Raw genomic sequence first — 21,540 nt, 5'->3', positions numbered from 1 at the left:
CTTTTGCAGGCCCACGGGGTTCCTTCCTCGGTGTAATACCGCGTCAACGGTGTCGAGAGAGAGCGGTCGTCATCGATCGCGTCGGTGAGCGCGCCAAGCTTCGCTGGCGGAGTAGCGGACGGTGGTTGGGGCTGGCGGTCAGGTGTACGTGATCGACGGTGGTCTGCCGCCCCTGATGAAGTTTCCGAGGTAGGCGACCACGCGGTCTGCTTCGGAGCCGAATGGGTTGTCGGTGACCATGTACGTCCAGGTCGATGACGGGCGGCGCAGGCCGAGATCGCCGAGGGTTGTGGCGTCGTCGGGTGCGTTGTCGAGAACCCGCCGGACTGCTGCGAGGGCGTCGGGGCCGAGGCTGCGGAACGAGTCGCCGGCGATTCGATTGAACTCGTCCAGCGGGTTCTGCCTACCCAGAACTCGCAGGTGGATGCCCTCGCGGACGGCGGCGAGGTGGTTCAGGTGATCGGTCCAGGCGCGGTCGAGCTGGTAAAGCACGACTTCCGTGGCGAGGCGGCGACGTTGCGCCGCCCATGCGCCCGCCCGGCCGGGAGCATCCGTGAAGACCTGCTGGAGGTAGTCATCGAGCGCGTCGGGTTCGGTGAGGAGGCGTTCGCGGGTATCCAGGATCGCCTGTCGATGCTGGTCGGTCATGGTGTGGTAGCTGCGGGTGGTGCGGTGCAGCTGCAGCAATTTGCCCTCGGCGACGCGCTGCGAGTGCTCGTAGAGACGCGCGAACTTCCGGTCGCCGATGAGCCCGTCTGGGGCGATGGAGCGGGGCTGGTCGCTGATGCGGAGCTGTTCGGTCACCACGTCGTCTTCGAGGCTGGTGTAGAACACGGACCTGCCGGGGTCGCCTTGCCTGCCCGACCTGCCGCGCAGTTGCCGGTCGAGGCGGGCCGAGTCGTATCGTCCGAGCCCGATGACGAGCAGGCCGCCGGTCTCGGCAGCTCCTGGACCGAGTTGGATGTCGACGCCTCGGCCGGCCATCTGTGTGGACACGGTGACCGCACCGTGCTCGCCGGCGCGGGCGATGATTTCAGCCTCGGCAGCGTCGTTCTTCGCGTTGAGTACCCGCGCTTCGACACCCAGCTCGGCGAGCAATCGGGCGAAGCGCTCAGAATCGGCCACGCTGCCGGTACCGATGAGCACCGGCTGTCCCGCATCATGGGCTGCACGCACGGCGTCGGCTGCGGCGGTGTCGCGTTGCTCGACGGTGGCGAACAGCCGGTCTGCGGCGTCCTCGCGGATGCAGGGGCGGTGGGTGGGGATGACCCCGGTCTTGATGTCGAGGTCTTCGGCGAGGCGCTCGGCCGCTTCGAGGGCGGTGCCGCTCATCCCGGTGAGGGTCCGATAGCCGCGGGCGACTGTCTCCACGAGCACCTGGTCGAGGATCTCAGCTTGCCCGGTCACCTCCAGTCCCTCTTTGCGCTCGATGGCGGCGTGGAGACCGTCCGGCCAACGCTGACGATCCGCGACCCGGCCACGGGCATCGTTGACCAGCTGCACCCGTCCATCGGTGACGAGGTAATGCACGTCGCGTTCGACCAGCGCGTGCGCGTGCAGTGCGACATGCGCCGCCGTCAACAGTTCGACATGCTCCTGCGCATATAGGTCATCGATGCCGAGCGCCGATTCGACACGAGCGATACCTGCCTCGGTGAACGCGACGCTGCGCCGGTCGCCCTCGACCTGATAGTGCTCCTCCTCGGTCAGTTCCGCGATGACCTGCGCCAAAGATGCTTCTTCTGGTTGCGGGTCGGCGTCGCCGGCGATCACCAGCGGCACCATCGCGTCATCGAGCAGCACGGCGTCGATCTCATCGACCACCGCGGCGTCCAATCCCGGCACCAGCCGCCGTGCCTCGGGGAGGCGCTGGCGGTCGCGCAGCAGATCGAACCCGATCTGGTGCACCGTCGCGTACACGACGTCAGCCCGGTACGCTTCGGAGCGATCCGGCTGACCCATTCCGTCGACGACCGCAGCGCAGGTTAGGCCGAACGCGGAGAACAACGGTTCTCCGGCATCGGCGTCTCGGCCCGCCAGGTAGTCGTTTGCCGAAAGCACGTGCACGCGCCGGCCGGCCGCGGCGAGACCGGCGGACACGAGGAACCCGACCAGCGTCTTGCCCTCGCCCGTGGCCATATCGACTACCCGGCCGCGTAGCATGCTCACGGCGGCGAGCAGCTGCACCTCGAACGGCTCCAACCCCAGCCGACGCCGCGCCACCTCACTCGCCACGCCGAGAAAGCGCGCCAGCTCGTCATCATCGTCCAAACTGATCGACACGGACCCAGCCGAACGTCTCAGAAGATCGTCGTCAGTGAAGCAACGCAGCGACGCGCGCTGGGAGACGATGCCCTCGACCAGCGACGCATACGTGCGCAGGTTCGCCGTGCCAGGATCCTGGCGGAAACGACTCACCCACCTCAGAGGGCGCTGCCACCACGCCCCCTGTTCACGCAACGGCTCGGGTCCGACCATCACCTCACGCTACCTGACCACCCTGACCGGGATCAGGGAACAGCTACTGGCACGGACTCGGCTCGACCTCGCTCAAGCCGCCTCCTGGAAGCGGTAAGTCCGCATCCGAGTAGGCTGAGCAGCGCAGAATCAGGCCAATCAGGACGCTCGTACTTTTGCAGGACTACGGGGTGTCTTTCTCTGTGTATAGACGGTTCAGTATCGATCGCATTATGTTAATCGGGGTCGTTCGCCTTTGCTGTCGCCATGATGAAAGCAGAAATGAGTAGTGATTATGTTCTCAATTGCGAGGAGACGTTGCCGATCCAGCGTCGTTGTTCCGGGGTTTCCACCGCTTGCGGATGGTAGTTCTTTCTTACCCAGGCCACGGCGGCATTGGCGGGTACCCCACCGATGATGGCGAGCGCGGCTAAGGCCGTTCCCGTTCGGCCTATGCCGCCGTCGCAGGCGATCTCGACCCGTTCGATTGCGGCTCGTTCGTACGCCTCATGGAGTGCTGCGACGGCGTCAGCCGTGGAGGTCGGGAGGGAGAAGTCCTGCCATAGAACCCAGCGGTGTGGCCAGAGATCGATACGCGGGGCGCGTCCCAGGAGATAGAACCCGAACTGAGGATCGAGTCCGTTGGGAAGCGGCGCGAGTAGGCCACGCCCTCGAACCCGGCGGCCATCGGGAAACTCAACCACGCCGTTACCGGTTTCCCATGTCTCGATCGCGTTCATGTCGCGGTGCCTATGCTTCATTTCGTCGGTCGATACAGAGGGTTGCGACGAGGTCTTCGTGGAGTTGGAACCAGACGCGGTGGCAGGAGTCGATGTCGGTCTTGTCGATCCAGTCAAGTTCCCCGCTCATGGCCCTGCGTAACGCCAACTCGTACCGCGCGACGTAGCCGTCGAACCTTGCGAGAACGGCAGATAGATTCTCGATCAAAGGAGCAAGTTCCGTTCCGAGGGCCGTCAGTTCTTCGAGAACCCGCCCATCCCATGCGCGATCGAAATGATCATTGGGCGCGAACTGATGCGTTTCGGTCGGTTTGATCTGCCAGTCGGTGACCGCTCGCAACAAGCGAGCGTTGAGCGGGAGGAAGACCCGGTAGGTGGACGCAACTACGCCATCGGGGTCGGCGCTCACGCGCTCTGCCGCGAGTTGGCGCTCGTTCTCCGCCTTGCCAAAGTCGGTGAGCGACCACCCATCGAGGTCGGCGAACGCGACGTGCTGCACCCACCCCGCATGTTCCGCGACGCTCAACTGGCGCAGCGCGTCGGCGTGGCTCGTTCCTGCACGCTCGGCAACCGCTTCGCTGTCGGCGAACCCCACGAGCCGCACGGCGTGCAGCACGAGTAGTGATGCCGCGGAATGATGGGTCATATTCGCTTGTCCTGCCGGGCGCTAAGGCGGTTGACGTACTGCTGGCACGCCTGTGGCGAGCGGAAGCCCATCGCCTCGGCGATCTGCGCCCAGGTCAGCCCCTCGTTGCGAGCTGCGAAGAGCAGACCGATCTCCACGCTCTCAACCTCGGCGCGAGCGGCCGGGAGCAACGAGAGCGCTCCCAGGAGTTCATCCGGGGTCAGTTCGGATGAACGCCACAGGGCGTACTGCGTCAGCTCGACCGCTGACGGCGGAGCCGGTTCAGGTCGCCACGGCCGCGGCTCCAACTGGTCTGCACCTTTGTCGAGAAGCATGCCTTGGGCGTTGCGCTCACGCTCGGCCTGCGCATGGTCGGCGGGGCCGGGTCGTTCGAGGTCGTGCTTGCGTTCCATGCCACCCATCCTGCTACGATCAACACACTGTTGTCAATACTTCATTGATTGGTGGTGTGATGCTCACAACGCTCTCCGAGGCGAGCCGGACGGACACGGGCGGGAAAGCGGCGACGCTCGGAGTGCTGCTGCGCGCGGGGCTGCCGGTACCCGATGGGTTCGTCGTGCCGAGCGGCATCCAGCGGACCGGCATCGAGGTCGGGCGCTCGTTGCGCGATGCGGTTGCCCGTGAACTGGCGCGGATGGGCGACCCTGTGGTGGCCGTGAGGTCATCGGCGACGGACGAGGACAGCGCAGAGGCGTCGGCCGCGGGCCAGTACGAGACCGTCCTCGGCGTGCGCGGCGCAGACGATGTGTGCCAGGCGGTCGCGACCTGCTGGGCTTCGGCCCGCGCCACGCGAGTGGGCGACTACTGGACTCGCTCAGGTGACACGTCGCCGCAGGCTTCGGGCATGTCAGTGCTCGTGCAGCCGGTCATCGAGGCCGATGTCTCAGGAGTCATGTTCACCCCTCAGCACGCCGATGAGCCGACGCGGATCGAAGCGTCTTGGGGGCTGGGTCTGCCAGTCGTGGGCGGTACCGTCGCCCCCGACGCCTACGAGGTCACCCCGGACGGGATCGTCGGCTTCTCGGCGGGAAGCAAGCAGACCCGTGTCGACCTGGATCACGAGCACGGCGGTGTCGCGACCAGTGCCGTCGCCCCCGACCGGCAATCCGCGCGCACCCTGGACGACGCCACGGTCACAGCCTTGGCCGACCTGGGCTGGATCGCGACTGCGCTTGGCGGGCCGCAAGACGTTGAATGGGCGGTTGCTGACGGCACTGTCTGGATTCTTCAAGCACGTCCGATCACCGCCGCGCTTCCGGCCCGCAAGGTTCATGATTCGTCCGATCAGGCCGGGGTGCTGAGCGGCACTCCGGGTGCTCACGGAACCGTCACCGCGGCGGCTCGTGTCGTGCGCGGGCCTTCGGACTTCCCGACTGTCCGCGCGGGTGACATCGTGATCTGCCCGTACACCGGTCCCGCTTGGACGCCGCTGTTCACTGTCGCCGCCGGGGTCGTCACCGAGACCGGCGGCGCGCTCTCGCACGCCGCGATCGTCGCCCGCGAGTACGGCATCCCTGCCGTGCTCGGCATCGACGGCGCCACTGCCCATATCGAGAACGGTGACCGAATCACGCTTGACGGGACAGCCGGAACTGTGACCGTTCTTTGACCCCAAACCCTACCCCCGACTGAAAGGAGAGCGGGAGCATCGTCATGATGCTCCCGACCCACTCATGGCAACCAGGTATCTCTACATTGCCCGGCACGGTGACGCCGACGCGTTCGGCAACCTCACTGACACCGGGCACGAACAGGCCCGCCTGCTGGGTCAGCGATTGGCGCATCTTCCCATCGACGCCGTGTACCACTCGCCTTTGCCACGAGCCGCCGATAGCGCCCAACAACTCAACATCTTCCTCACTGGCACTGCGCCCGTCAGCGGAGCACCCGAGCTGATCGACCACGTACCCTACGTGCCCACACCGGAAGAGACTCCACCGTCGTGGGTGCCGTTCTTCGACGGCTACGACACCAACGAGGCCGAGGCCGGGCACAAGATCGCCCGGAGCCTCACCGCGAGATTCGCCACACCGCCCGAGGGCGACGACGATGCGCACGAAGTGCTCATCACCCATGCCTACCCGATCGCGTGGCTCATCCGTCATGCCCTGGACGCACCGGCGGTGCGGTGGCTCGGCCTCAGCAGCGCCAACGCCGCTCTGACCGTGATCGAGAACCGGCCCGAGCTGCCGCCGAGCATCACCATGTTCAACGACATGAGCCACCTTCGCCCCGAACTGCAATGGACGGGTTTCCCCAAGACGCTGCGCCCCTGAACGCCGCGAGAAAGACAAGGAGATTCGAGTGAGTGACTATGTAATCGAGGCCGAGGGGCTGGTGAAGCGGTATGGCAAGCACACTGCGCTGGACGGCGTGGATCTGCGTGCCCGCCCTGGAACCGTTCTCGGCGTCCTCGGCCCGAACGGGGCCGGGAAAACAACGGCGATCCGCATCTTGGCGACCCTGACCGGCCTCGATGCCGGAACCGCCAGAGTCGGCGGCATGGACGTAACCCGCGACGCGGCCAAGGTGCGACGGATCATCGGTTTGACCGGCCAGTACGCGACGCTGGACGAAGAACTCACAGGAGTAGGCAACCTGATCCTGATCGGGAGTCTGCTCGACCTGCGCAAACCCGAGGCCGCCCGCCGAGCAGACGCGCTGTTGGATCGTTTCGGCCTGACGGAGGCCGCGGGAAAGCCCGTGGCTACCTACTCCGGTGGGATGCGCCGACGCCTCGATCTGGCGGCAAGCCTGGTCGGTCATCCTCGCGTCGTGTTCCTCGATGAACCCTCGGTCGGCCTCGACCCCGGCAAACGCGAAGAACTGTGGCGGATCATCCGCGAACTCACCACGGATGGCGTCAGCGTCCTCCTGACGACGCAGTACCTCGAAGAAGCCGACGCGCTGGCCGACGAGATAAGCGTGATCGACCACGGGCGCGTGATCGCCCACGGCACCCCGCCTGAACTCAAGCAGATCGTCGGTGGGCAGGCCATCGCCATTCGCCCCAAGAATCCCGTAGACGTGGAGAAAGCCGCTGCCATCCTCGCCGCCGTGTCCGGCCACCCGGTCGAGCACGCCGCTCAACAAGAGTTGGTCGCGCCAGTGGACAGTGACCGGGCGATGTTCGACATCGCCCGCCGCTTCGAAGCGGAGAGCATCGAGGTTGCCGAGTTCGCGTTACGGCTCCCCAGCCTTGACGAAGTGTTCTTCACCCTGACCGGCGCACCCGCCACCAGCGGCAAGACCGACGAGGCCGAAAGGAGCCACGCATGAGCACCGTCTCCATCACAGCCACCAGTTCTGAGAGACGCCCAGCGGGGCTACTACGGCACAGCCTGATCCTGGCCCGCCGGAGCCTGGCCAAGTCCGCCAGGAACCCCGGCGCACTGGTCAACGGAGTCGTCACACCAGCGATCTTCCTGCTGCTGTTCGTCTACCTGTTCGGCGGCTCAGTAGCAGGCTCCACCGACGACTACCTGCTCTATCTCTTCCCCGGAATCGTGGTCATGGGCGCAGGACTCTCAGGGATGCTGTCCAGCGGCCTGAGCATCAACATCGACATGAAGAAAGGCGTCTTCGACCGATTCCGCAGCCTGCCCATTGGACGATCAGCACCACTGCTCGGGTCGATCATGGCAGACATGGTGCGCTACGTCATCGCCATCGCTTTGCTGTTCGGTATCGGCTACCTCATGGGCTTCCGCGTCCAGACGGATACCGGATCAGCCTTGGCTGCAGTCGCGCTCGTGCTCGCGTTCGGATTCTGCCTGAGTTGGGTGACGGTGTTCCTCGGGGTGCTGGTCAAAGACGAGGGCGCAGTCATGGCGTTCGCGTTCATCGTCTTCATCCCACTCATGCTCGGTTCCAGTCTCGCGGCCCCCATTGACACGCTCCCTGAATGGCTCCAAGCCTGGGCGAACGTCAACCCCGTTACTCACGCGATGGACGCTGCCCGAGCACTGCTGGCCGGTGTGCCGACTGGAAACTCGATCATCCAGACCATCCTCTGGTCGGCTGGAATCTTGATCGCTTTCTGCCCGCTGGCGATCGCTGCTTACAACCGCAAACGTTGATAGTCGCACCGTTACCTCACCCGGCTGCGCTGCGGGCCATAGCCGACAAGCACTCACCCTTACCAGTCGCCCGACCCACCGCCGCGCCAGACTCGTCACCGATCTCAAACTTCTGGATGTACGGGGTTCTGCGGAGTCACAAAGCCAGCAGCTCTTGACTGGCGACTTCCTTGATTATGGACAAGAGGAAGAAGTCCACAGCGATCGTTGGACCCGTGCCGCCTTTGGTGACCACCGATGCTGAGCGAGAACTGTCCGACACCATCTCGTGCTTTCTGGCTCAGCTACGCGATCTGCCATCGGAGAGACGCCGTTGACAGAGGTCTGCATGACTTACAGGCAGTCGGATGAAAGCCGGAGGTAACGGCTTCCAGCCTCTGCTGGCGCGCACTCACACGATCCATCGCCCTATCGGGCCGCTGGCGTATGACTGCGTGAAGGTCATCATTGTCAGAGATGGATCAGCGATCTTGTTCAGTGAGTTCGGGCAGAAGCCGGTGCGCCCCGGCGACGTGATCCTGCTCGGACCGAACGTCCTCTGCGGTTCCGAGCCCGAAGGTCACATCACGGTCACCACGATCTACGCGGACACGGACTATGTGATCGATCAGGCGTTCTGGCAGTACGCCGGCATCGTCTACGACCGGCTGGATGCGCCGGTGTTCGTCAAGGAGACCTTCACCGAGCCGGCGCAGATCATCCGCCTCGGCGAGCAGCACGCGGGGCTGCTCATGCCGTGGCTGGATGAGCTTGTCGGGCTCAGCCTCGATGACGCGCACGCCCGGTTCCATCGGATGCAGGCACTCTGGTTCAACGTGATGGATCGCATCGCCCCGCACATCCGAGTGACCGACCATCGGGTCTCGCCCTCGCAGCGGGCGCGGAGCCTGCCGGTGCATCCGCGAGTGCGGCGCTTCGCCCCGACACGGGCGGAGGCCGACATGGTGCGTGCCGCGCTCAGCGGCGCGATCGCCAACCCCTGGACGCTGGATGATCTCTCCGAGATGGTGCATCTATCCACCAAGCAGGTCGCACGGGTGTTCACCGACGCCTACGGGAAGACACCGCTGGCGTATCTGACGATGCTGCGGGTCGAGGAGATGGCGCGGCTGCTGCGGGAGACCGATCTGACGATCGAGCAGGCGGGCCGCAAAGTCGGATGGCAGTCACGCAACCGCGCCTCCGAAGCCTTCCGACAGGCGACAGGCCTGACCCCGAGCCGCTACCGGATCATGCTGGCTACGCAGTACCGCCGCCATCACGACCAGCCCCGCGGCATCGCCGGTTCGACTACAGCGTGCGTCCCAGGCCTGTCCCACTCGGGCGTCGAGACTGTCCAGAATCGAAGGTCGAGCTGAACGGGTTCGGGAGCCGTCTGCGCTTCCCGCCCTGGTTGCGCAACTGCTCGATTTGACGCTGCTGCGCCGTAACGCGCTCGTTCAAGCTCTCCTGGCTGCCGTGCAGTTGCACGAGCTGCTGGCTGAGTGTGGCGTTCACTTCTTCCAGTCGTTGCGCAAGCGCCGCTTCAGCCGGCGCGGTTGCGACGGGTTGCATCTCCGCATTGACCGCAACGGCCTCGTCCAGCGCATCCGCGGCAGAAGCCTGGGTCAGGCGGCGGTGCGCGATGCGGCAGAACATCGCCGTGCGCGCGACCTCAGGGGAAAGGCCATCGGGGTAAGCCTCTGACAGGGCGTCTTCGATGAGCTGGATGCTCGGAAGGGTCAGCAGAACCGGAGCGGTGCTCTCGAACGCGGCGGCGAGAGATGCGCAGTCCTCGCCGACAGTGATGTGACCGTCGATCATCTTCTCCACCTGCGGCGTGATGCCCGCTGGGTCGGGTTCGCCCGGCTCGGGGAGGACGTGCGAGTCCCAGAGGTCGGCGCCGATGTCCTCGCGGTAGTTCCCGTAACGGCGCAGCTCCTGAGCCACCGCGCTCCGCTCGTCCTCGGCCAACACGAGCATCATCTGCTCCGCCATGACGGTCTCCTCTACGCCCGCACGACGCGTGCCGGCACGACCCTTCGACACCCAGGTGATCGGCTCCCTCCCGACCAGACTGCACCGTGTCAACCTAGGTTTCCCGCGATCTGCAAGAGGTGTGATCCCTCGTGGAGGGGTGCTGGTCGAGCACGTCTGGAAGGTCGGTGCGGGCCGGCCTTCGGGGTGCGCGGGGCGGTGTCGCTGGGCTGCTGAGGCGCGGCGCGCTGGCGCTGGGCCGGCGGATTCGGGGATGCGTGCACCTGGCAGGTGTTCTCCCGGCGTGGGGCTCCGCGCGGGGCCTGGTGCCGGGTCTCCACCGACCTGCCGGAGCCCTCATGCCTCACGCTGCCACCCCTGCCCGCCGACGCTGGAAGATCGGTTCGCTGTTCAGCGGGTACGGCGGTCTCGACCTCGCCGCCGAGCACTGCTTCGACGCGGAGACGGTCTGGTTCTCCGAGCTCAACGACCCCGTCGCTGGCGTCTTCGCCCACCACTGGCCGGATGCCCCGAACCTGGGAGACATCACCGACGTGGACTGGAGCGAGGTCGCACCGGTCGATGTGCTCTCGGGAGGGTTCCCGTGCCAGGACATCTCGACGGTCGGGAAGATGGCCGGTCTCGCGCCCGGCACCCGCTCGGGGCTGTGGTCGTTCATGGCTGAGGCGATCGAGGCGCTGCAACCCGGTTCGTGGTGATCGAGAACGTGCGCGGGCTGCTGTCTGCCCGCGCGGCCCGTCCCGAGATGCAAGGAGCAACCCCCGATGAACGCAACCCCGCAGACGCAACCGTGCAGGACGCAACCGCAACCCTTCGCAATCTGGAATCCGACCGATGGGGTGTGGGAGACCAGTCAGCTCGACCTCTTCGGGCGCTCGGCGCCGTTCTCGGGGATTTGGCCGACCTCGGGCTTCATGCACGATGGCTCGGCCTACCGGCTTCCCGCGTCGGCGCTGCGCACAATCGCTTCCGGGTCTTCATCCTCGCCTACCGTGACGGCGCTGTTTCGGACGCCGCTGGCCTCGGACTCCTCGCGGGGCGGGGAGAGCCTGGACCAGGTGCGAGCGCGGCGGGGCACGATCGCCCTGTCGCATCAGATCATCGACTTCGCCCTGCACCGGCCGGATGGCTCGCCGGCCAGGCGGAACGAGTCGGAGACCCTGTTCGCGTTGATCGAGAGCATCTTCGCCGATGGGGGCGATACGCCTACGCCATCGCCCGGTGGGAGCACATCACCGGACGATGCGTCCCCGCGCCAGCGCTCGTGACCAAGGAGCAGATGCCGCGTCCAGCGCCGGAGTTCGTGGAATGGTTCATGGGCTTGCCGTCGGCCTGGGTCACGGGCCCCGAGCACGAACTGACACCGAATCAGCAGATCACCGCGCTGGGCAACGGGGTGCTGCCGCTCCAAGCGCTGACCGCGATCCAGGCGCTGACACCCGAGGGCGAATGACGCCGGACGCCGAGGGCTGCCCAGGTTCAGGACGTCGCCACCAGCCTTCAAGACCCCATCTCCGGGCTCCGTCACTGCGGCGCCCGGAGGGCTGGTAGGCCGGATTGTCCAAGGGTCAGGTGCAGCCGTTGTTCCTGATGGCCAACCTACCGATCTTGTTGTTCGCTGACCGTCTCGACTCGCCGGGTACGCCTGACTCACCTCGCAGGTGCAGGGCCAGCCACCGCTCCTGGTGGCTGGCCTACCGGGAGGAGGCTGCACGATGGCGACGAGGCAGGAGGAGGCCCGCCAGGCGCGGGAGGCGAAGCTCGACGAGCTCCACGAGAAGCTGACCGGCGCGGTCGAGCAGCTGGTCACGGGTGAGGACTGGGCCGATGCGCTGACGTTCGCCGCGAGGTTCCGGTCGCGCTCGTTCAACAACGTGATGCTCATCTGGGAGGCTCACGGGGCCAACTACGAAGCCGGAAACGTGCCCTCGCCGTTCCCCACGTATGTCGCCGGATACAAGCAGTGGCAGCAACTCGGCCGGCAGGTCGAGAAGGGCCAGGGCGGGTATCAGATCCTCGCTCCGGTCACCGGCAGGTTCGCCTCTGCGAACCCCTCGGACCCCGCCTCGTGGTATCGGCTGAATCGTGGCGAGAAGCCCAAGCCGGGCGAGGTGGTGCGCTCGCGGATGGTCGGGGTGCGTCCGGCCTACGTCTGGGATGTCTCGCAGACCGCCGGTGACCCGATCCCCGAGCCGCCGGAGCCGGCCCTGCTGGAGGGTGAGGCACCGGACGGGCTTTGGGAGGGGCTGGCCGGGCAGGTGGAGGCCGCCGGGTACGAGCTGGTGCGGGTGCCGCATGAGGGCATGATCGACGGCGCCAACGGGCGGACGAGCTTCACCGAGCGGTGGGTCGCGGTGCGCGAGAACATGGACCCCGCCGCACAGGTGAAGACACTGGCTCACGAGCTTGCCCATGTGCTGCTGCACGACCCCGACCAAGAGGACGCCCGCCAGCACCGCGGGATCGCCGAGGTCGAAGCCGAATCCGTCGCGCTCATGATCGGCGCTGCCCACGGAATGGACACCACCGGGTACACGATCCCGTACGTGGCCGGGTGGGCGGTGAACGTCGACGGCAAAGAGCCCGTCGAGATCGTCAAGGCCACCGGGGAACGAGTGCGCAAGGCCGCCGCCGGGATTCTCGACCAGCTCGACACCGCCCAGGTGCCCGATGGCACCCCGCCGGGTCTGACCCGCGAGATTCCGGACCGCAAGCTCCCGGAGCAGCGCTCGCCAGAACGAGGAGTGGAGCCGTTGCCTGAACCCGAGCGCGGCCGCGAGCGGTCTGGTGTCCAGGGGCGGGGGCTGTGATGGCCGCCCGGAGCAGGTTCACTGCCGCGGTGGCGCGGATGGATGCCTCCTGGACGCTGCCGCGGGCCGCGGCGGCATTCGCTGAGGCGGGGGTGCCGGTGTTCCCGTGCGCGCCGGAGGGCAAGCAGCCGATCACCCGGCGCGGGTTCCACGATGCGACCGCGGACACGGCGCAGGTGCAGGCGTGGTGGTCGCGGTTCCCGGCCGCGAACATCGGGATGCCCACCGGCGCCCGCAGCGGCGTGGTCGTCATGGACGTCGATGTGCACGGCGTCAACGGCTACGACGCCCTGCGCCGAGCGCGCCGGTCCGGGCTGGTGAACGGGTGGGAGACGATGGTGCGCTCACCGACCGGTGGCTTGCACATCTACTACCCGGCCGGGAGCGGCGAGCAGCCATCGTGGCAGGCCGGGAAAGCGGGGATCGACTTCCGCGGGGATCGCGGTTATATCATCGTCCCGCCCTCGCGCCGCCGGATCGACGGCGAGAGCGTGCTCTACCACCCCACCTCCTTCGCCCCGACCGACAGCCGGCCCCTGGACGCGCAGCGCCTGCGCGAGTTCCTGACCCCGCCCCGGCCCCGCCCGAAGGGGGTATGCCGGGATGGGGCGGCGCCGGTAGATGCGCAGCGGATGGCGTCATGGTTGGGCGGACAGAGCACGGATCGGAATCTCAAACTGTTCTGGGCCGCGTGCCGTCTGGCCGAGGGCAACGTGCCCGAGGACGAGGCACTGGATGCGTTCGTCCGCGTGGAGCAACCTGACTTCGGGGAGCGGGAGATCACCCGCACCGTCCAGTCGGCCTACCGCACCATCGCCACCGGGCCCCGAGGAACGCGTGGCCCCGAGACGCCATTGGCCGGGGCAGCCAGCGACCTCCTCACACCCGTCAAGGCAGACAGGCCGGCGTCGATGGGCAGGGGGCTGGGATGAACGCGCTCTGGGGCCGCCGGTGGGCGGTGGTCGCCGCGGCATCGGGCACGGTGCTGATCGGCGGCGGCGCGTTCTGGCTGAGCTTCGTCGCCCTGGCCGATCTGGCGGTGCGCTCGGGCATCGACGCGGGGCAGGCGTGGATATGGCCGCTGCTGGTCGATGGGCTGATCGTCGTCGCCACCGTCGCGGTCGTCGCCCTCGACCGGCACCGCTCGGCCTGGTATCCGTGGGCACTGCTCATCGCCGGCGCGCTGGTGTCGGTGACTGCGAACGCCGCCCACGCGATCGTGGCCGCCACCGCGTCCGTGCCGGGCCTGCTGGCCGCGACCGTCGCGGCCGTCCCGCCGCTGGTGCTGCTGGCGTCCACGCATCTGACCGTCGTCCTCACCCGCTCCACCAAGCCCCCCGAGGCCTCGACACCGCTGGCGGACGCGCTGGCCCGCGCACCGCGTCCGGCGCTGACCGAGGAGATGAGCGCGAGCCTCGTCGCACAGGTCGATCCTGTCCGGCCGCCGGAGCTGCCCGAGCGCGTTGCGCCAGCCGGCACCGAGCCAGAGACACCGCAGCCCCAGCCTCAACCTCAGGATGAGCCCGCCCTGACGCCGACGCCTGAACCGTCGGAGCCGGTGGGGGCCGGCCCGGGCCGTCGGGAGCGGGCAGAGGCGCTGCGTGAGGCGGGGTGGTCGAACAAGGCGATCGCCCGCGAGCTCGGCGTGCACGCCTCGACGGTTGGCCGCTGGTTCCCCCGGACCCCCGGCCCGGAGACCACGAAGGAAGAAGACAAGGAGAAGGAGTCTGATCATGAACCCCAACGAGTATGAGCATCCGGCCCGGCGCACACCGGCGCCTGAGGAGGCACGGCCCGACCCGGTGGAGGCGACGGGCGCACCCGATGCGATCCAGGCCGCCGACGTCGACCGCAAGCCCAACGCGGAGGCTGTTGATCCGGCGAAGCGGAAGGCCCGCGGGGTCGATTGGTTGCGCTCCTCGGACCTGCTGGCCCGTGGCAGCGGGGTCATCTCGCGCCTGGCCATCGACTTCGATGCCCATCTGGCCCACAAGGCCCATGATCCGCTGGCCCGCGGCGTCAAGGACGTGGCCTCCCGTGCGCGGGAGCTGCCGCCGATCTCGGCGTTCGGACGCGGCACCAGTCACGACAGCGCCGGGCGCGGCCCGGTCGGGATGAGCTGAGGTGACCGGCCATGACGACCACCGTGCCCGCCGATCTCGCAGGCCGCGCTTCGCGCGGTGGGGCGGGGTCGTGCACCTGCTCGCCAGGAGGTGCCTGAACCATGACGACCCCAACGATGACCGCCAGCGCCCCGGATGAGGGCGGCGGTGAGGACTACACGACCAGCGCCGGGTTGCGCGCCCTGCTGCGACGGCTCCACCAGGCCGGGGAGGGTGCGTGGGAGCACGACACCCTCGCCCGGGAGCTGATGCGGTTCGCCGCGGAGAAATACGGCGCGCTGGCCCGCAAGCACGGGTTGGACCCGTGGGAGGCCGCGTCCGCGGCGTTCGATGTGATGCGCACCCGCTCCGCCCGCGAGGCCGTCGATCCGTGGGGCGTGGTCACCCACGCGGTGCGAATCACCTGCATCGCCGAGGAACGCGCCCAAGGGCTGCTGTGCTCGACGCATCAGGCTCGCCGTCCGCACATCTCCGCGTTCCACGACGCCGAGCGCATCTCGGATCGGGAGACGCCGCTGTCGGAGTATCACCCGGCGTTCCAGGTCACCGACCCCGCACCCGAGGATCAGGCCGACCACGGCGAGGCAGCGTCGGCGCGATCATGCGTCTCGGCTGGCTCGGCGGTGGAGGACGCGATCGCTCTGGTGACGATGCTCGGCTGGGAGCCGGCAACCGCGCGGGCGTCGGTGGAGCACATCTGCGCAGCGCTGGCGAAAGCCGGGGCCAGGCACACCGCCTACGAGAACCTGCGCCGCGACAAGCATGCCCGCGCCTTTCTCGATCTGCCAGGCCGGTCGTGGACGGGGCTTCTCAAAGCGCTGCTGGGCAACCCGCACCCGGCGCTGGCGGCGACCAGCGCGGGCCGGGGTGTGCTGCTGCGGCTGCTGATCGGCGAGTCGCTGCCGATGCTGCTGTGCGATGACGACCTCGTGCTGACGATCTGCCTGGCCGCGCCCAAGCGCCGGAAGTAACACAACAAGGAAGGATCGGGGGTGAGCGGTAATGGGTATCGAGCTGGAACGCACGGTCGATTCGATCCAGGTCGGTGCCCGACACCGCACCGACCTCGGCGAGATCGAGGCGCTGGCGGCCTCGATCCACGAGCACGGCCTGTTGCAGCCGATCACCGTGACCCCCGAGGGGGTGCTGGTGTGCGGGCGGCGCCGGCTGGAGGCGATCCGCCGGCTGGGCTGGCGGAAGGTGAGCGTCTGGGTGCGCTCGGGCCTCTCGGACAGGCTCGGGCACCTGCTGGCCGAGCAGGACGAGAACCTGCACCGCAAGCCGCTGACCCAGCTCGAGGCCGCCGCCCTCTACCGGGAGCTCAAGCAGTTGATGGCCGAAGACGCCGCCCGGCGGCAGGCCGCCTCCCAGTTCAGCGCCGATCATCAGCCCGGAAGTGACGGTGGTGCAAAATTTGCACCACCGTCGAACGGGCCGGCAGGCAAGGCTCGCGAGCAGGCGGCGGCGATGATCCCCGGCGGTGCCTCGCATGCGACGTTGGAGAAGATCAGCCAGGTCCAGCGCATCGCCGACGACCCGCAGCAGCCCGAGCCGCTGCGGGAGCAGGCAGCCGCCGCCCTGGCGCAGATCGAGGCCGGCGGGCCGGTCGACCCGGCCTACCAGCGGGTGCGCGCCGCGGCGGCGGAGGCTGAGCAGGCCCGGCAAGCCGAGCTGCACGCGATGGCCGCCGACGCCGTCGCCCGCGTCACGACCTCAGGAGAGGGCAAACCTCGGAAGAAGCCCGGCTCCGCGGTGCCCGCGCAGGTGCCGGGGCGGTGGCCGGTGGCCGCGTTCGTGCAGACCTGGACCTCGTTGACCGGATGGTGGAACCACTACGACGCAGGCGAGCTCGCCGGAGAGCTCACAGAGGAGCAGGCCACGATCTTCCTGGATGTAGCCGAAGGCACGGCCGCGTTCGCCGCCCGCCTGCGCACCCTCCTCACCACCGACACCGGACAAGCCGAGGCAGGGCACGTCGAGGACAGCACCGATGCCGGTCCCGGCGGCGGGTCTGTCGAGACCGAGACCACTGCCGAGACCGAGACCACAGGCGAGACCGTGCCCTCGCGGCGGCATCTTCGCGCCCTCTAGATCGCGGACTCTCGCCCGGCGCCACTGTCGCGTGGGGTAGGGCCGGTGCACCTGGGCGGCATGAAGACTACCTCTGCCGACTCTCACTCACGTCAGCGTCTGATCGTGCTGCTGGCTGCCGGTCTGACCGTCCTGCTCCTCGCCGGGATCGGCGTCTACGGGCTGATCTTGGGGCCACGAACCGGGCCGCCCTCCGACGACGACGATGCGCCGGCGGCGACCGCGCCCTCAGAGCCTCCTCCCGCCTATCCCGAGCGGATCGCCCCGGTGCGAGCCAGCAGCGACCCGGACGTGTTCGCCCGCAACGTCGCCGAAGCGTTGTTCGCGTGGGATACCGGGGCGGGGTTCATGCCGCTGGACTACACCGCGGTGCTGATGGAGGTCGCCGACCCGACCGGCACCGAGCAGGCCGGGCTGGCCTCCGATATCGCCACCTACCTGCCCACGCGGGAGACATGGGGCGATCTGCGCCAGTACGCCACCACCCAGCACCTGGAGATCACCGACTCGTTCGTGCCCGAGGCGTGGGCGGACGCCGAGGCGCAGGCGCGACCGGGGCAACTGACCCAGGGCACCACGGCGATCACGATCGAGGGCGTCCGTCACCGAGCCGGGGTCTGGAACGACGAGGACGTCACCAGCGAGCACGAGGTGAGGTTCACCGTGTTTGTGATCTGTGAGCCCGCCTACGACACCTGCCATCTGCTGCGGCTGTCCGAGCTGGACAACCCCCTGCGCTGACCCGGAAGGAGAGGAGTGTCGTCGTGTTGAAGAAGCTCGCCATCGCCCTGCTCGCGCTGGTGCTCGCCGCACCGTTCATGTCGCTGGTGGGGATCGGGCTGCTGATGAACCCCGCCGCCACCGCGACGTGCACCGTCCCTGGCGGGAACATCATCGTCGGAGAGGTCCCCGACGAGCTCGACGTGGAAACCCGCGACGGGGAGACGTTCACCCTGAACCAGCAGCAGCTGACCCACGCGGCCACGATCATCGAGACCGGCTCGGGCATCGAGGGGGTCGGGCGCGACGGGATCATCATCGCGCTGATGGCGGCGCTGACCGAATCGACGCTGCGACAGCTGTCCAACACCAGCGTCTACCCGGAGTCGGCGGATTACCCCAACGACGGCGACGGCAGCGACAACGACTCCTTGGGCCTGTTCCAGATGCGGCCACAGGCCGGATGGGGCTCGGTCGAAGAGCTCATGGACACGACCTACCAGGCGGAGGCCTTCTTCGGCGGCCCGACCGGGCCGAATCATCCCTCGCCGCGCGGTCTGCTGAACATTCCCGGTTGGCAGGACATGGGCAAAGGCGAAGCGGCGCAGAGCGTGGAAGTCTCCGCGTACCCGGACAGGTACGACAACTACGAGCCCGTCGCCGAACAGATCATCGCCGCCCTCGCCGGCGCCGGCGGTCCCGCCACGGCCACCCCGGTCGCGCAGGCCGCGCCGGCGAACCCGTTGGCGGAGTCCTCGCGGGTGGTGTTCCCGTTGCCGGAAGGCACCTGGGTGCTCACCGACGAGTTCGGGCCGCGCACCCACCCGATCACCGGGGAGCAGTCCTTCCATACGGGAACGGACTTCTCGGCCCCCGACGGCACCGCGATCCTGGCGGCCGCGGATGGAACGGTGACCGTCGCCGAATACTCCGACCAGTGGGGCGGGCAGGTCGTCATCGAACACCAGATCGACGGCGCGACCGTGGCGACGGCGTACATCCATTCCTGGGCCGATGGCATCCATGTCGCTGCCGGCGACCAGGTGACGGCCGGGCAGCACATCGCTGATGTCGGCAGCTCGGGCATGTCCACCGGCCCCCACCTGCATTTCGAGGTCCGCGACGGCGGCACCGACGGGGAGCACATCGACCCGGCGCAGTGGCTCAACGCCAACGACGCCGCCGATCTGCCCGAGGCCGAGGTCGGCCCACCCGAGAACGGCTGCGACCCAGAGGGCGAGGGCGGCCAGGGCGGCGAGCCGGACCCGTTCGAGGGCGAGAACCCGGACGAGCTGGTCGATGACCCGACCACGGACGGGCAGATCACCCGCCGCACCCTCCACCTGTATGAGCAGACGGCCGCGGCGTTCCCCGAGACGACGTGGGCCTGCTACTCACCCCGCCCCGGCACGGTCTCGGAGCATCCGCTCGGGCGGGCGTGCGACCTGGCTTTCGGCAATGCCATCGGCCAGATGCCCACCCCACAGCAGCTCGAATACGGATGGGAGGTCACGAATTGGATGAAAGACCATGCCGAGGCCCTCGGGGTGGACTATCTCATCTGGCAGGACAAGATCTGGTCCCTCGCCCGCGATTCGGAAGGGTGGCGCGACTACGCCCACGGCACCGATATCACGACCCGTCATGAAGACCACCTCCATGTGACCGTCGCTGATTCGGGCGGTGATTCCTGATGGGCGTTTTCCCCGATTTCGAGGGCCTGGCCGGGATCGGTGACCTGGAAGAGGTCATCGGAGCATTGTTGACGTTCGTGCTGGTGATCGCGGTGCTGATGCTCATCGTATCGGGCATCATCTGGGCCATCGCCTCCTCGACGGGGAACTACGCCGCCGCCGGCAAGTCCCGCACCGGCGTGCTCGTCGCCCTGGGGGCGGCGATCCTCGCCGGCGGCGGGGTCGCGTGGATGAACTGGCTCATCGGCGTCGGCCAGCAGCTCTGACCCCGCCACTTGGCGGCATCGCGCTCCTTCCCGGCTCGCCGGGGGCGGGCGCTTCTGCGTGTCTGGGAAGGCGGGTGCACCTGATCGCGAGAACCCCTCTCTCGCCGTAGCCACAAAGGAGCGCCCTGCCATGACCATCCTGACCCTCGTCACCGAAGCCGCCAGCCTCGTGCCGGTCATCCCGGCCGAGATCGACATCAACCCCAATGACTCGGGGCTACCCGGAATCGACCAACTGCGCACCATCGTCGGCGCGATCATGACCGTCGGCCTGATTCTCAGCGTCTTGGCATTGATCGTCTCCGCGATCGTGTGGGGTTTCGGCTCCAATTCCTCGAATCCGCATTTGAGCGGGAGGGGAAAGATCGGCGTTCTGATCTCCTGCGGTGCGGCGGTGATCTGCGGCGCGAGCGTCACATTGATCAATTTCTTCTGGAACGTCGGCCAAAGCGTCTGAAACCGACTCGCGTCGACCCTGCTCTGTAAGGGAGGTTTGCGATGGCGCTGTGCGATATCCCCGTCATCTCCAATGTCTGCGATTCCGCCGGTGAGGCCGCTGCGTCGCTGATCTCTGCACCGTTCGACTGGTTCGCCCAAGCCGTCGGCGGGGCGGCGGGTTGGCTACTGGAGGCGATGTGGACGGTGTTCGACACCACCACGATGGTCGATGTCACCCAAGACGGCTACGTGTCCGTCTACAACCTGCTGTTCGGGATCGGGGTGTTCATCATCCTGATCTTCTTCTGCTTCCAGCTCATCCTCGGCCTGATCCGCCGAGACCCCATCGCCCTGAGCCGGGCGGCACTCGGGGCGGGGAAAGCCGTGCTCGGATCGTTCGTGGTCATCACCCTGGCCGCCCTCGCACTGGAGATCACCGATCAGCTGACCACCGGGATCGTCCAGGCCGCCGGGGAGACCACCGAGTCGATGGGCGACAAGATCATCCTGCTGGCCGCCGGGCTGACCGCCATCAACGTCTCCGCCCCCGGCGTCGGCGCGATCGTCACGATCTTCCTGGGCGGGCTGATGGTCGCCGCGATCGCGATCGTCTGGTTCAGCTTGCTGATCAGAAAGGCGCTGCTGCTGATCGCCATCGTGCTCGCGCCTTTGGCGTTCGCGGGGGCGGCGTGGGATGCCACCCGCGGGTGGATCGGCAAATGGGCCGCGTTCGTCCTCGCCCTGATCATCAGCAAGCTCGTGCTGGTCGTGGTGTTCCTCATCGCGATCACCCAGATGGCGACCCCCATCGAGGCGGACCTGACCGCGATCACCGAGCCGATCACCGGGATCGTGATGCTCGCGATCGCCGCGTTCGCCCCGTACATGGTATACCGCGTCATCGCGTTCCTCGGCTTCGACCTCTACAACGCCATGGGGAGCGAACAAGAAGCCAAGAACGCGATGAACCGGCCGGTGCCGGTCCCCGCCAAGCCGCAGGGCGACGGACCGAAGAAGGTCCTCGACGACGGCAACAACAAGGGAGGCGGAGGCGGCGGTGACGATCCGCCCCCACCCGGCGGCGGTGGAGGCGGCGGGAACCCGCCCCCGCCCGGTGGCGGAGGGGGTGGCGGCACCCCACCACCTCCCGGCGGCGGCGCCGGCGCGGGAGCCGGCGCAGGGGCGGGCGCGGGCGCTGGTGGTTCTGCCGCCGGAGCCGGGGCCGCAGCAGGACCCGCCGCGGCCGTGGTGATCGGCGCGGAGGTCGCCAAGAAGGCCGCCACCGCCGGCCCGGAGGCCGGGAAGGCCGTCGGCTCTCAGGCCGAGGCCGCCACCGACGGCGCCAACCAGAACACCGACAGCAGTGGCGGCGGCAGCGGTGGGTCGCCTGCCTCGCAGGCGCCCCCGCATCAGAATCCGCAGCCCCACGCCCCGTCTGGCCCGAACCCGCCTCCAGCCGGCGGTGACGCTAAGCCGCCGGCGGGCGGGAAGGAGTGAGA

Annotated in this window: 24 protein-coding genes; 19 read left to right on the top strand and 5 right to left on the bottom strand. The window is 67.9% G+C overall.

The window, feature by feature from the left end; translation table 11 throughout:
* Positions 1-138: 138 nt before the first annotated feature.
* The 4 genes from secA2 to ACSE4D_RS13595 all read right to left on the bottom strand — a co-directional run bounded on the left by secA2 (position 139) and on the right by ACSE4D_RS13595 (position 4,235).
* On the bottom strand, positions 139-2,478 hold the full coding sequence (gene secA2, locus ACSE4D_RS13610) for an accessory Sec system translocase SecA2 (protein ID WP_135540113.1): 2,340 nt from the start codon (positions 2,476-2,478) through the stop codon (positions 139-141).
* A 272-nt stretch (positions 2,479-2,750) separates the two neighbouring features.
* Positions 2,751-3,197, bottom strand: coding sequence for a protein-tyrosine phosphatase family protein (locus ACSE4D_RS13605; protein WP_135540115.1), 447 nt, complete (start codon positions 3,195-3,197; stop codon positions 2,751-2,753).
* A gap of 10 nt (positions 3,198-3,207) precedes the next feature.
* A complete protein-coding gene (locus ACSE4D_RS13600; RefSeq protein WP_135540117.1) occupies positions 3,208-3,843 on the bottom strand; it encodes a transcriptional regulator in 636 nt (211 codons plus the stop codon).
* Positions 3,840-4,235 (bottom strand): DNA-binding protein, encoded by a 396-nt coding sequence (locus tag ACSE4D_RS13595; RefSeq protein ID WP_135540119.1) that lies wholly within the window; start codon positions 4,233-4,235, stop codon positions 3,840-3,842. The genes ACSE4D_RS13600 and ACSE4D_RS13595 overlap by 4 nt, the downstream gene beginning before the upstream one ends.
* Before the next feature lie 59 nt (positions 4,236-4,294).
* On the opposite strand from ACSE4D_RS13595, the gene ACSE4D_RS13590 reads away from it, so the two are divergent.
* The 5 genes from ACSE4D_RS13590 (at position 4,295) to ACSE4D_RS13570 (ending at position 9,280) form a co-directional block, all read left to right on the top strand.
* Complete coding sequence (locus ACSE4D_RS13590) at positions 4,295-5,452, top strand: PEP/pyruvate-binding domain-containing protein (protein WP_135540121.1); 1,158 nt, start codon at positions 4,295-4,297, stop codon at positions 5,450-5,452.
* A gap of 64 nt (positions 5,453-5,516) precedes the next feature.
* On the top strand, positions 5,517-6,119 hold the full coding sequence (locus tag ACSE4D_RS13585; RefSeq protein ID WP_135540123.1) for a histidine phosphatase family protein: 603 nt from the start codon (positions 5,517-5,519) through the stop codon (positions 6,117-6,119).
* A gap of 28 nt (positions 6,120-6,147) precedes the next feature.
* On the top strand, positions 6,148-7,122 hold the full coding sequence (locus ACSE4D_RS13580) for an ATP-binding cassette domain-containing protein (protein ID WP_135540125.1): 975 nt from the start codon (positions 6,148-6,150) through the stop codon (positions 7,120-7,122).
* Positions 7,119-7,922 (top strand): ABC transporter permease, encoded by an 804-nt coding sequence (locus ACSE4D_RS13575; protein WP_135540127.1) that lies wholly within the window; start codon positions 7,119-7,121, stop codon positions 7,920-7,922. The genes ACSE4D_RS13580 and ACSE4D_RS13575 overlap by 4 nt, the downstream gene beginning before the upstream one ends.
* A 347-nt stretch (positions 7,923-8,269) precedes the next feature.
* Complete coding sequence (locus tag ACSE4D_RS13570; protein ID WP_135540129.1) at positions 8,270-9,280, top strand: helix-turn-helix domain-containing protein; 1,011 nt, start codon at positions 8,270-8,272, stop codon at positions 9,278-9,280.
* On the opposite strand, the gene ACSE4D_RS13565 is transcribed toward ACSE4D_RS13570, so the two are convergent.
* The gene (locus tag ACSE4D_RS13565; protein WP_135540131.1) at positions 9,213-9,899 is read right to left on the bottom strand and encodes a hypothetical protein; all 687 of its coding nucleotides are present in this window, start codon (positions 9,897-9,899) and stop codon (positions 9,213-9,215) included. The genes ACSE4D_RS13570 and ACSE4D_RS13565 overlap by 68 nt on opposite strands.
* Positions 9,900-10,237: 338 nt before the next feature.
* On the opposite strand from ACSE4D_RS13565, the gene ACSE4D_RS13560 reads away from it, so the two are divergent.
* The 14 genes from ACSE4D_RS13560 to ACSE4D_RS13495 all read left to right on the top strand — a co-directional run bounded on the left by ACSE4D_RS13560 (position 10,238) and on the right by ACSE4D_RS13495 (position 21,538).
* The gene (locus tag ACSE4D_RS13560) at positions 10,238-10,597 is read left to right on the top strand and encodes a DNA cytosine methyltransferase (protein ID WP_240689843.1); all 360 of its coding nucleotides are present in this window, start codon (positions 10,238-10,240) and stop codon (positions 10,595-10,597) included.
* A gap of 66 nt (positions 10,598-10,663) precedes the next feature.
* Positions 10,664-11,167, top strand: coding sequence for a hypothetical protein (locus ACSE4D_RS13555; RefSeq protein WP_425119750.1), 504 nt, complete (start codon positions 10,664-10,666; stop codon positions 11,165-11,167).
* An 11-nt stretch (positions 11,168-11,178) separates the two neighbouring features.
* The gene (locus tag ACSE4D_RS13550) at positions 11,179-11,352 is read left to right on the top strand and encodes a hypothetical protein (RefSeq protein ID WP_167854426.1); all 174 of its coding nucleotides are present in this window, start codon (positions 11,179-11,181) and stop codon (positions 11,350-11,352) included.
* Between the two features lie 262 nt (positions 11,353-11,614).
* The gene (locus ACSE4D_RS13545) at positions 11,615-12,709 is read left to right on the top strand and encodes an ArdC-like ssDNA-binding domain-containing protein (protein WP_135540136.1); all 1,095 of its coding nucleotides are present in this window, start codon (positions 11,615-11,617) and stop codon (positions 12,707-12,709) included.
* Between the two features lie 38 nt (positions 12,710-12,747).
* Positions 12,748-13,641, top strand: a complete 894-nt coding sequence (locus ACSE4D_RS13540; protein ID WP_135540447.1) for a bifunctional DNA primase/polymerase — start codon at positions 12,748-12,750, stop codon at positions 13,639-13,641.
* Positions 13,638-14,462, top strand: coding sequence for a DUF2637 domain-containing protein (locus ACSE4D_RS13535; RefSeq protein ID WP_205683350.1), 825 nt, complete (start codon positions 13,638-13,640; stop codon positions 14,460-14,462). The genes ACSE4D_RS13540 and ACSE4D_RS13535 overlap by 4 nt, the downstream gene beginning before the upstream one ends.
* Entirely contained in the window at positions 14,443-14,832 is a 390-nt protein-coding gene (locus ACSE4D_RS13530; protein WP_135540138.1) for a hypothetical protein, read from the top strand. Before ACSE4D_RS13535 ends, ACSE4D_RS13530 begins: the two co-directional genes overlap by 20 nt.
* A 101-nt stretch (positions 14,833-14,933) precedes the next feature.
* Positions 14,934-15,803, top strand: coding sequence for a hypothetical protein (locus ACSE4D_RS13525; RefSeq protein ID WP_135540140.1), 870 nt, complete (start codon positions 14,934-14,936; stop codon positions 15,801-15,803).
* A 31-nt stretch (positions 15,804-15,834) separates the two neighbouring features.
* The gene (locus tag ACSE4D_RS13520) at positions 15,835-16,923 is read left to right on the top strand and encodes a ParB N-terminal domain-containing protein (RefSeq protein ID WP_135540142.1); all 1,089 of its coding nucleotides are present in this window, start codon (positions 15,835-15,837) and stop codon (positions 16,921-16,923) included.
* 60 nt (positions 16,924-16,983) lie between these two features.
* Positions 16,984-17,664 (top strand): hypothetical protein, encoded by a 681-nt coding sequence (locus tag ACSE4D_RS13515; protein WP_135540144.1) that lies wholly within the window; start codon positions 16,984-16,986, stop codon positions 17,662-17,664.
* Between the two features lie 23 nt (positions 17,665-17,687).
* Positions 17,688-19,337 carry a M23 family metallopeptidase gene (locus tag ACSE4D_RS13510; protein WP_135540146.1) on the top strand — a complete coding sequence of 550 codons (1,650 nt, stop codon included), beginning with the start codon at positions 17,688-17,690 and terminating at the stop codon, positions 19,335-19,337.
* Entirely contained in the window at positions 19,337-19,603 is a 267-nt protein-coding gene (locus ACSE4D_RS13505; protein WP_135540148.1) for a DUF6112 family protein, read from the top strand. Before ACSE4D_RS13510 ends, ACSE4D_RS13505 begins: the two co-directional genes overlap by 1 nt.
* Before the next feature lie 130 nt (positions 19,604-19,733).
* The gene (locus ACSE4D_RS13500) at positions 19,734-20,060 is read left to right on the top strand and encodes a DUF6112 family protein (RefSeq protein ID WP_135540150.1); all 327 of its coding nucleotides are present in this window, start codon (positions 19,734-19,736) and stop codon (positions 20,058-20,060) included.
* A gap of 41 nt (positions 20,061-20,101) precedes the next feature.
* Entirely contained in the window at positions 20,102-21,538 is a 1,437-nt protein-coding gene (locus ACSE4D_RS13495) for a conjugal transfer protein TrbL (protein ID WP_205683351.1), read from the top strand.
* Positions 21,539-21,540: the final 2 nt, after the last annotated feature.

It is taken from the genome of Brevibacterium sp. FAM 27836 (assembly GCF_051351055.1).
In the GTDB taxonomy this organism is placed as follows: Bacteria; Actinomycetota; Actinomycetes; order Actinomycetales; family Brevibacteriaceae; genus Brevibacterium.
The sequence above is the reverse complement of the archived record's forward strand: the minus strand, read 5'-3'. Positions and strand labels throughout refer to the sequence as shown.

Bases quoted from the DNA above. Each gene is read 5' to 3' on its own strand.
- ACSE4D_RS13555 (WP_425119750.1), top strand. From the start codon at position 10,664: ATGAACGCAACCCCGCAGACGCAACCGTGCAGGACGCAACCGCAACCC.
- ACSE4D_RS13590 (WP_135540121.1), top strand. From the start codon at position 4,295: ATGCTCACAACGCTCTCCGAGGCGAGCCGGACGGACACGGGCGGGAAA.
- ACSE4D_RS13500 (WP_135540150.1), top strand. From the start codon at position 19,734: ATGACCATCCTGACCCTCGTCACCGAAGCCGCCAGCCTCGTGCCGGTC.
- ACSE4D_RS13535 (WP_205683350.1), top strand. From the start codon at position 13,638: ATGAACGCGCTCTGGGGCCGCCGGTGGGCGGTGGTCGCCGCGGCATCG.
- ACSE4D_RS13575 (WP_135540127.1), top strand. From the start codon at position 7,119: ATGAGCACCGTCTCCATCACAGCCACCAGTTCTGAGAGACGCCCAGCG.
- ACSE4D_RS13545 (WP_135540136.1), top strand. From the start codon at position 11,615: ATGGCGACGAGGCAGGAGGAGGCCCGCCAGGCGCGGGAGGCGAAGCTC.
- ACSE4D_RS13495 (WP_205683351.1), top strand. From the start codon at position 20,102: ATGGCGCTGTGCGATATCCCCGTCATCTCCAATGTCTGCGATTCCGCC.
- ACSE4D_RS13550 (WP_167854426.1), top strand. From the start codon at position 11,179: ATGCCGCGTCCAGCGCCGGAGTTCGTGGAATGGTTCATGGGCTTGCCG.
- ACSE4D_RS13605 (WP_135540115.1), bottom strand. From the start codon at position 3,197: ATGAACGCGATCGAGACATGGGAAACCGGTAACGGCGTGGTTGAGTTT.
- ACSE4D_RS13515 (WP_135540144.1), top strand. From the start codon at position 16,984: ATGAAGACTACCTCTGCCGACTCTCACTCACGTCAGCGTCTGATCGTG.
- ACSE4D_RS13595 (WP_135540119.1), bottom strand. From the start codon at position 4,235: ATGGAACGCAAGCACGACCTCGAACGACCCGGCCCCGCCGACCATGCG.
- ACSE4D_RS13570 (WP_135540129.1), top strand. From the start codon at position 8,270: ATGAAAGCCGGAGGTAACGGCTTCCAGCCTCTGCTGGCGCGCACTCAC.
- ACSE4D_RS13505 (WP_135540148.1), top strand. From the start codon at position 19,337: ATGGGCGTTTTCCCCGATTTCGAGGGCCTGGCCGGGATCGGTGACCTG.
- ACSE4D_RS13565 (WP_135540131.1), bottom strand. From the start codon at position 9,899: ATGGCGGAGCAGATGATGCTCGTGTTGGCCGAGGACGAGCGGAGCGCG.
- ACSE4D_RS13540 (WP_135540447.1), top strand. From the start codon at position 12,748: ATGGATGCCTCCTGGACGCTGCCGCGGGCCGCGGCGGCATTCGCTGAG.
- ACSE4D_RS13520 (WP_135540142.1), top strand. From the start codon at position 15,835: ATGGGTATCGAGCTGGAACGCACGGTCGATTCGATCCAGGTCGGTGCC.
- ACSE4D_RS13525 (WP_135540140.1), top strand. From the start codon at position 14,934: ATGACGACCCCAACGATGACCGCCAGCGCCCCGGATGAGGGCGGCGGT.
- ACSE4D_RS13585 (WP_135540123.1), top strand. From the start codon at position 5,517: ATGGCAACCAGGTATCTCTACATTGCCCGGCACGGTGACGCCGACGCG.
- ACSE4D_RS13560 (WP_240689843.1), top strand. From the start codon at position 10,238: ATGCCTCACGCTGCCACCCCTGCCCGCCGACGCTGGAAGATCGGTTCG.
- secA2 (WP_135540113.1), bottom strand. From the start codon at position 2,478: ATGGTCGGACCCGAGCCGTTGCGTGAACAGGGGGCGTGGTGGCAGCGC.
- ACSE4D_RS13600 (WP_135540117.1), bottom strand. From the start codon at position 3,843: ATGACCCATCATTCCGCGGCATCACTACTCGTGCTGCACGCCGTGCGG.
- ACSE4D_RS13530 (WP_135540138.1), top strand. From the start codon at position 14,443: ATGAACCCCAACGAGTATGAGCATCCGGCCCGGCGCACACCGGCGCCT.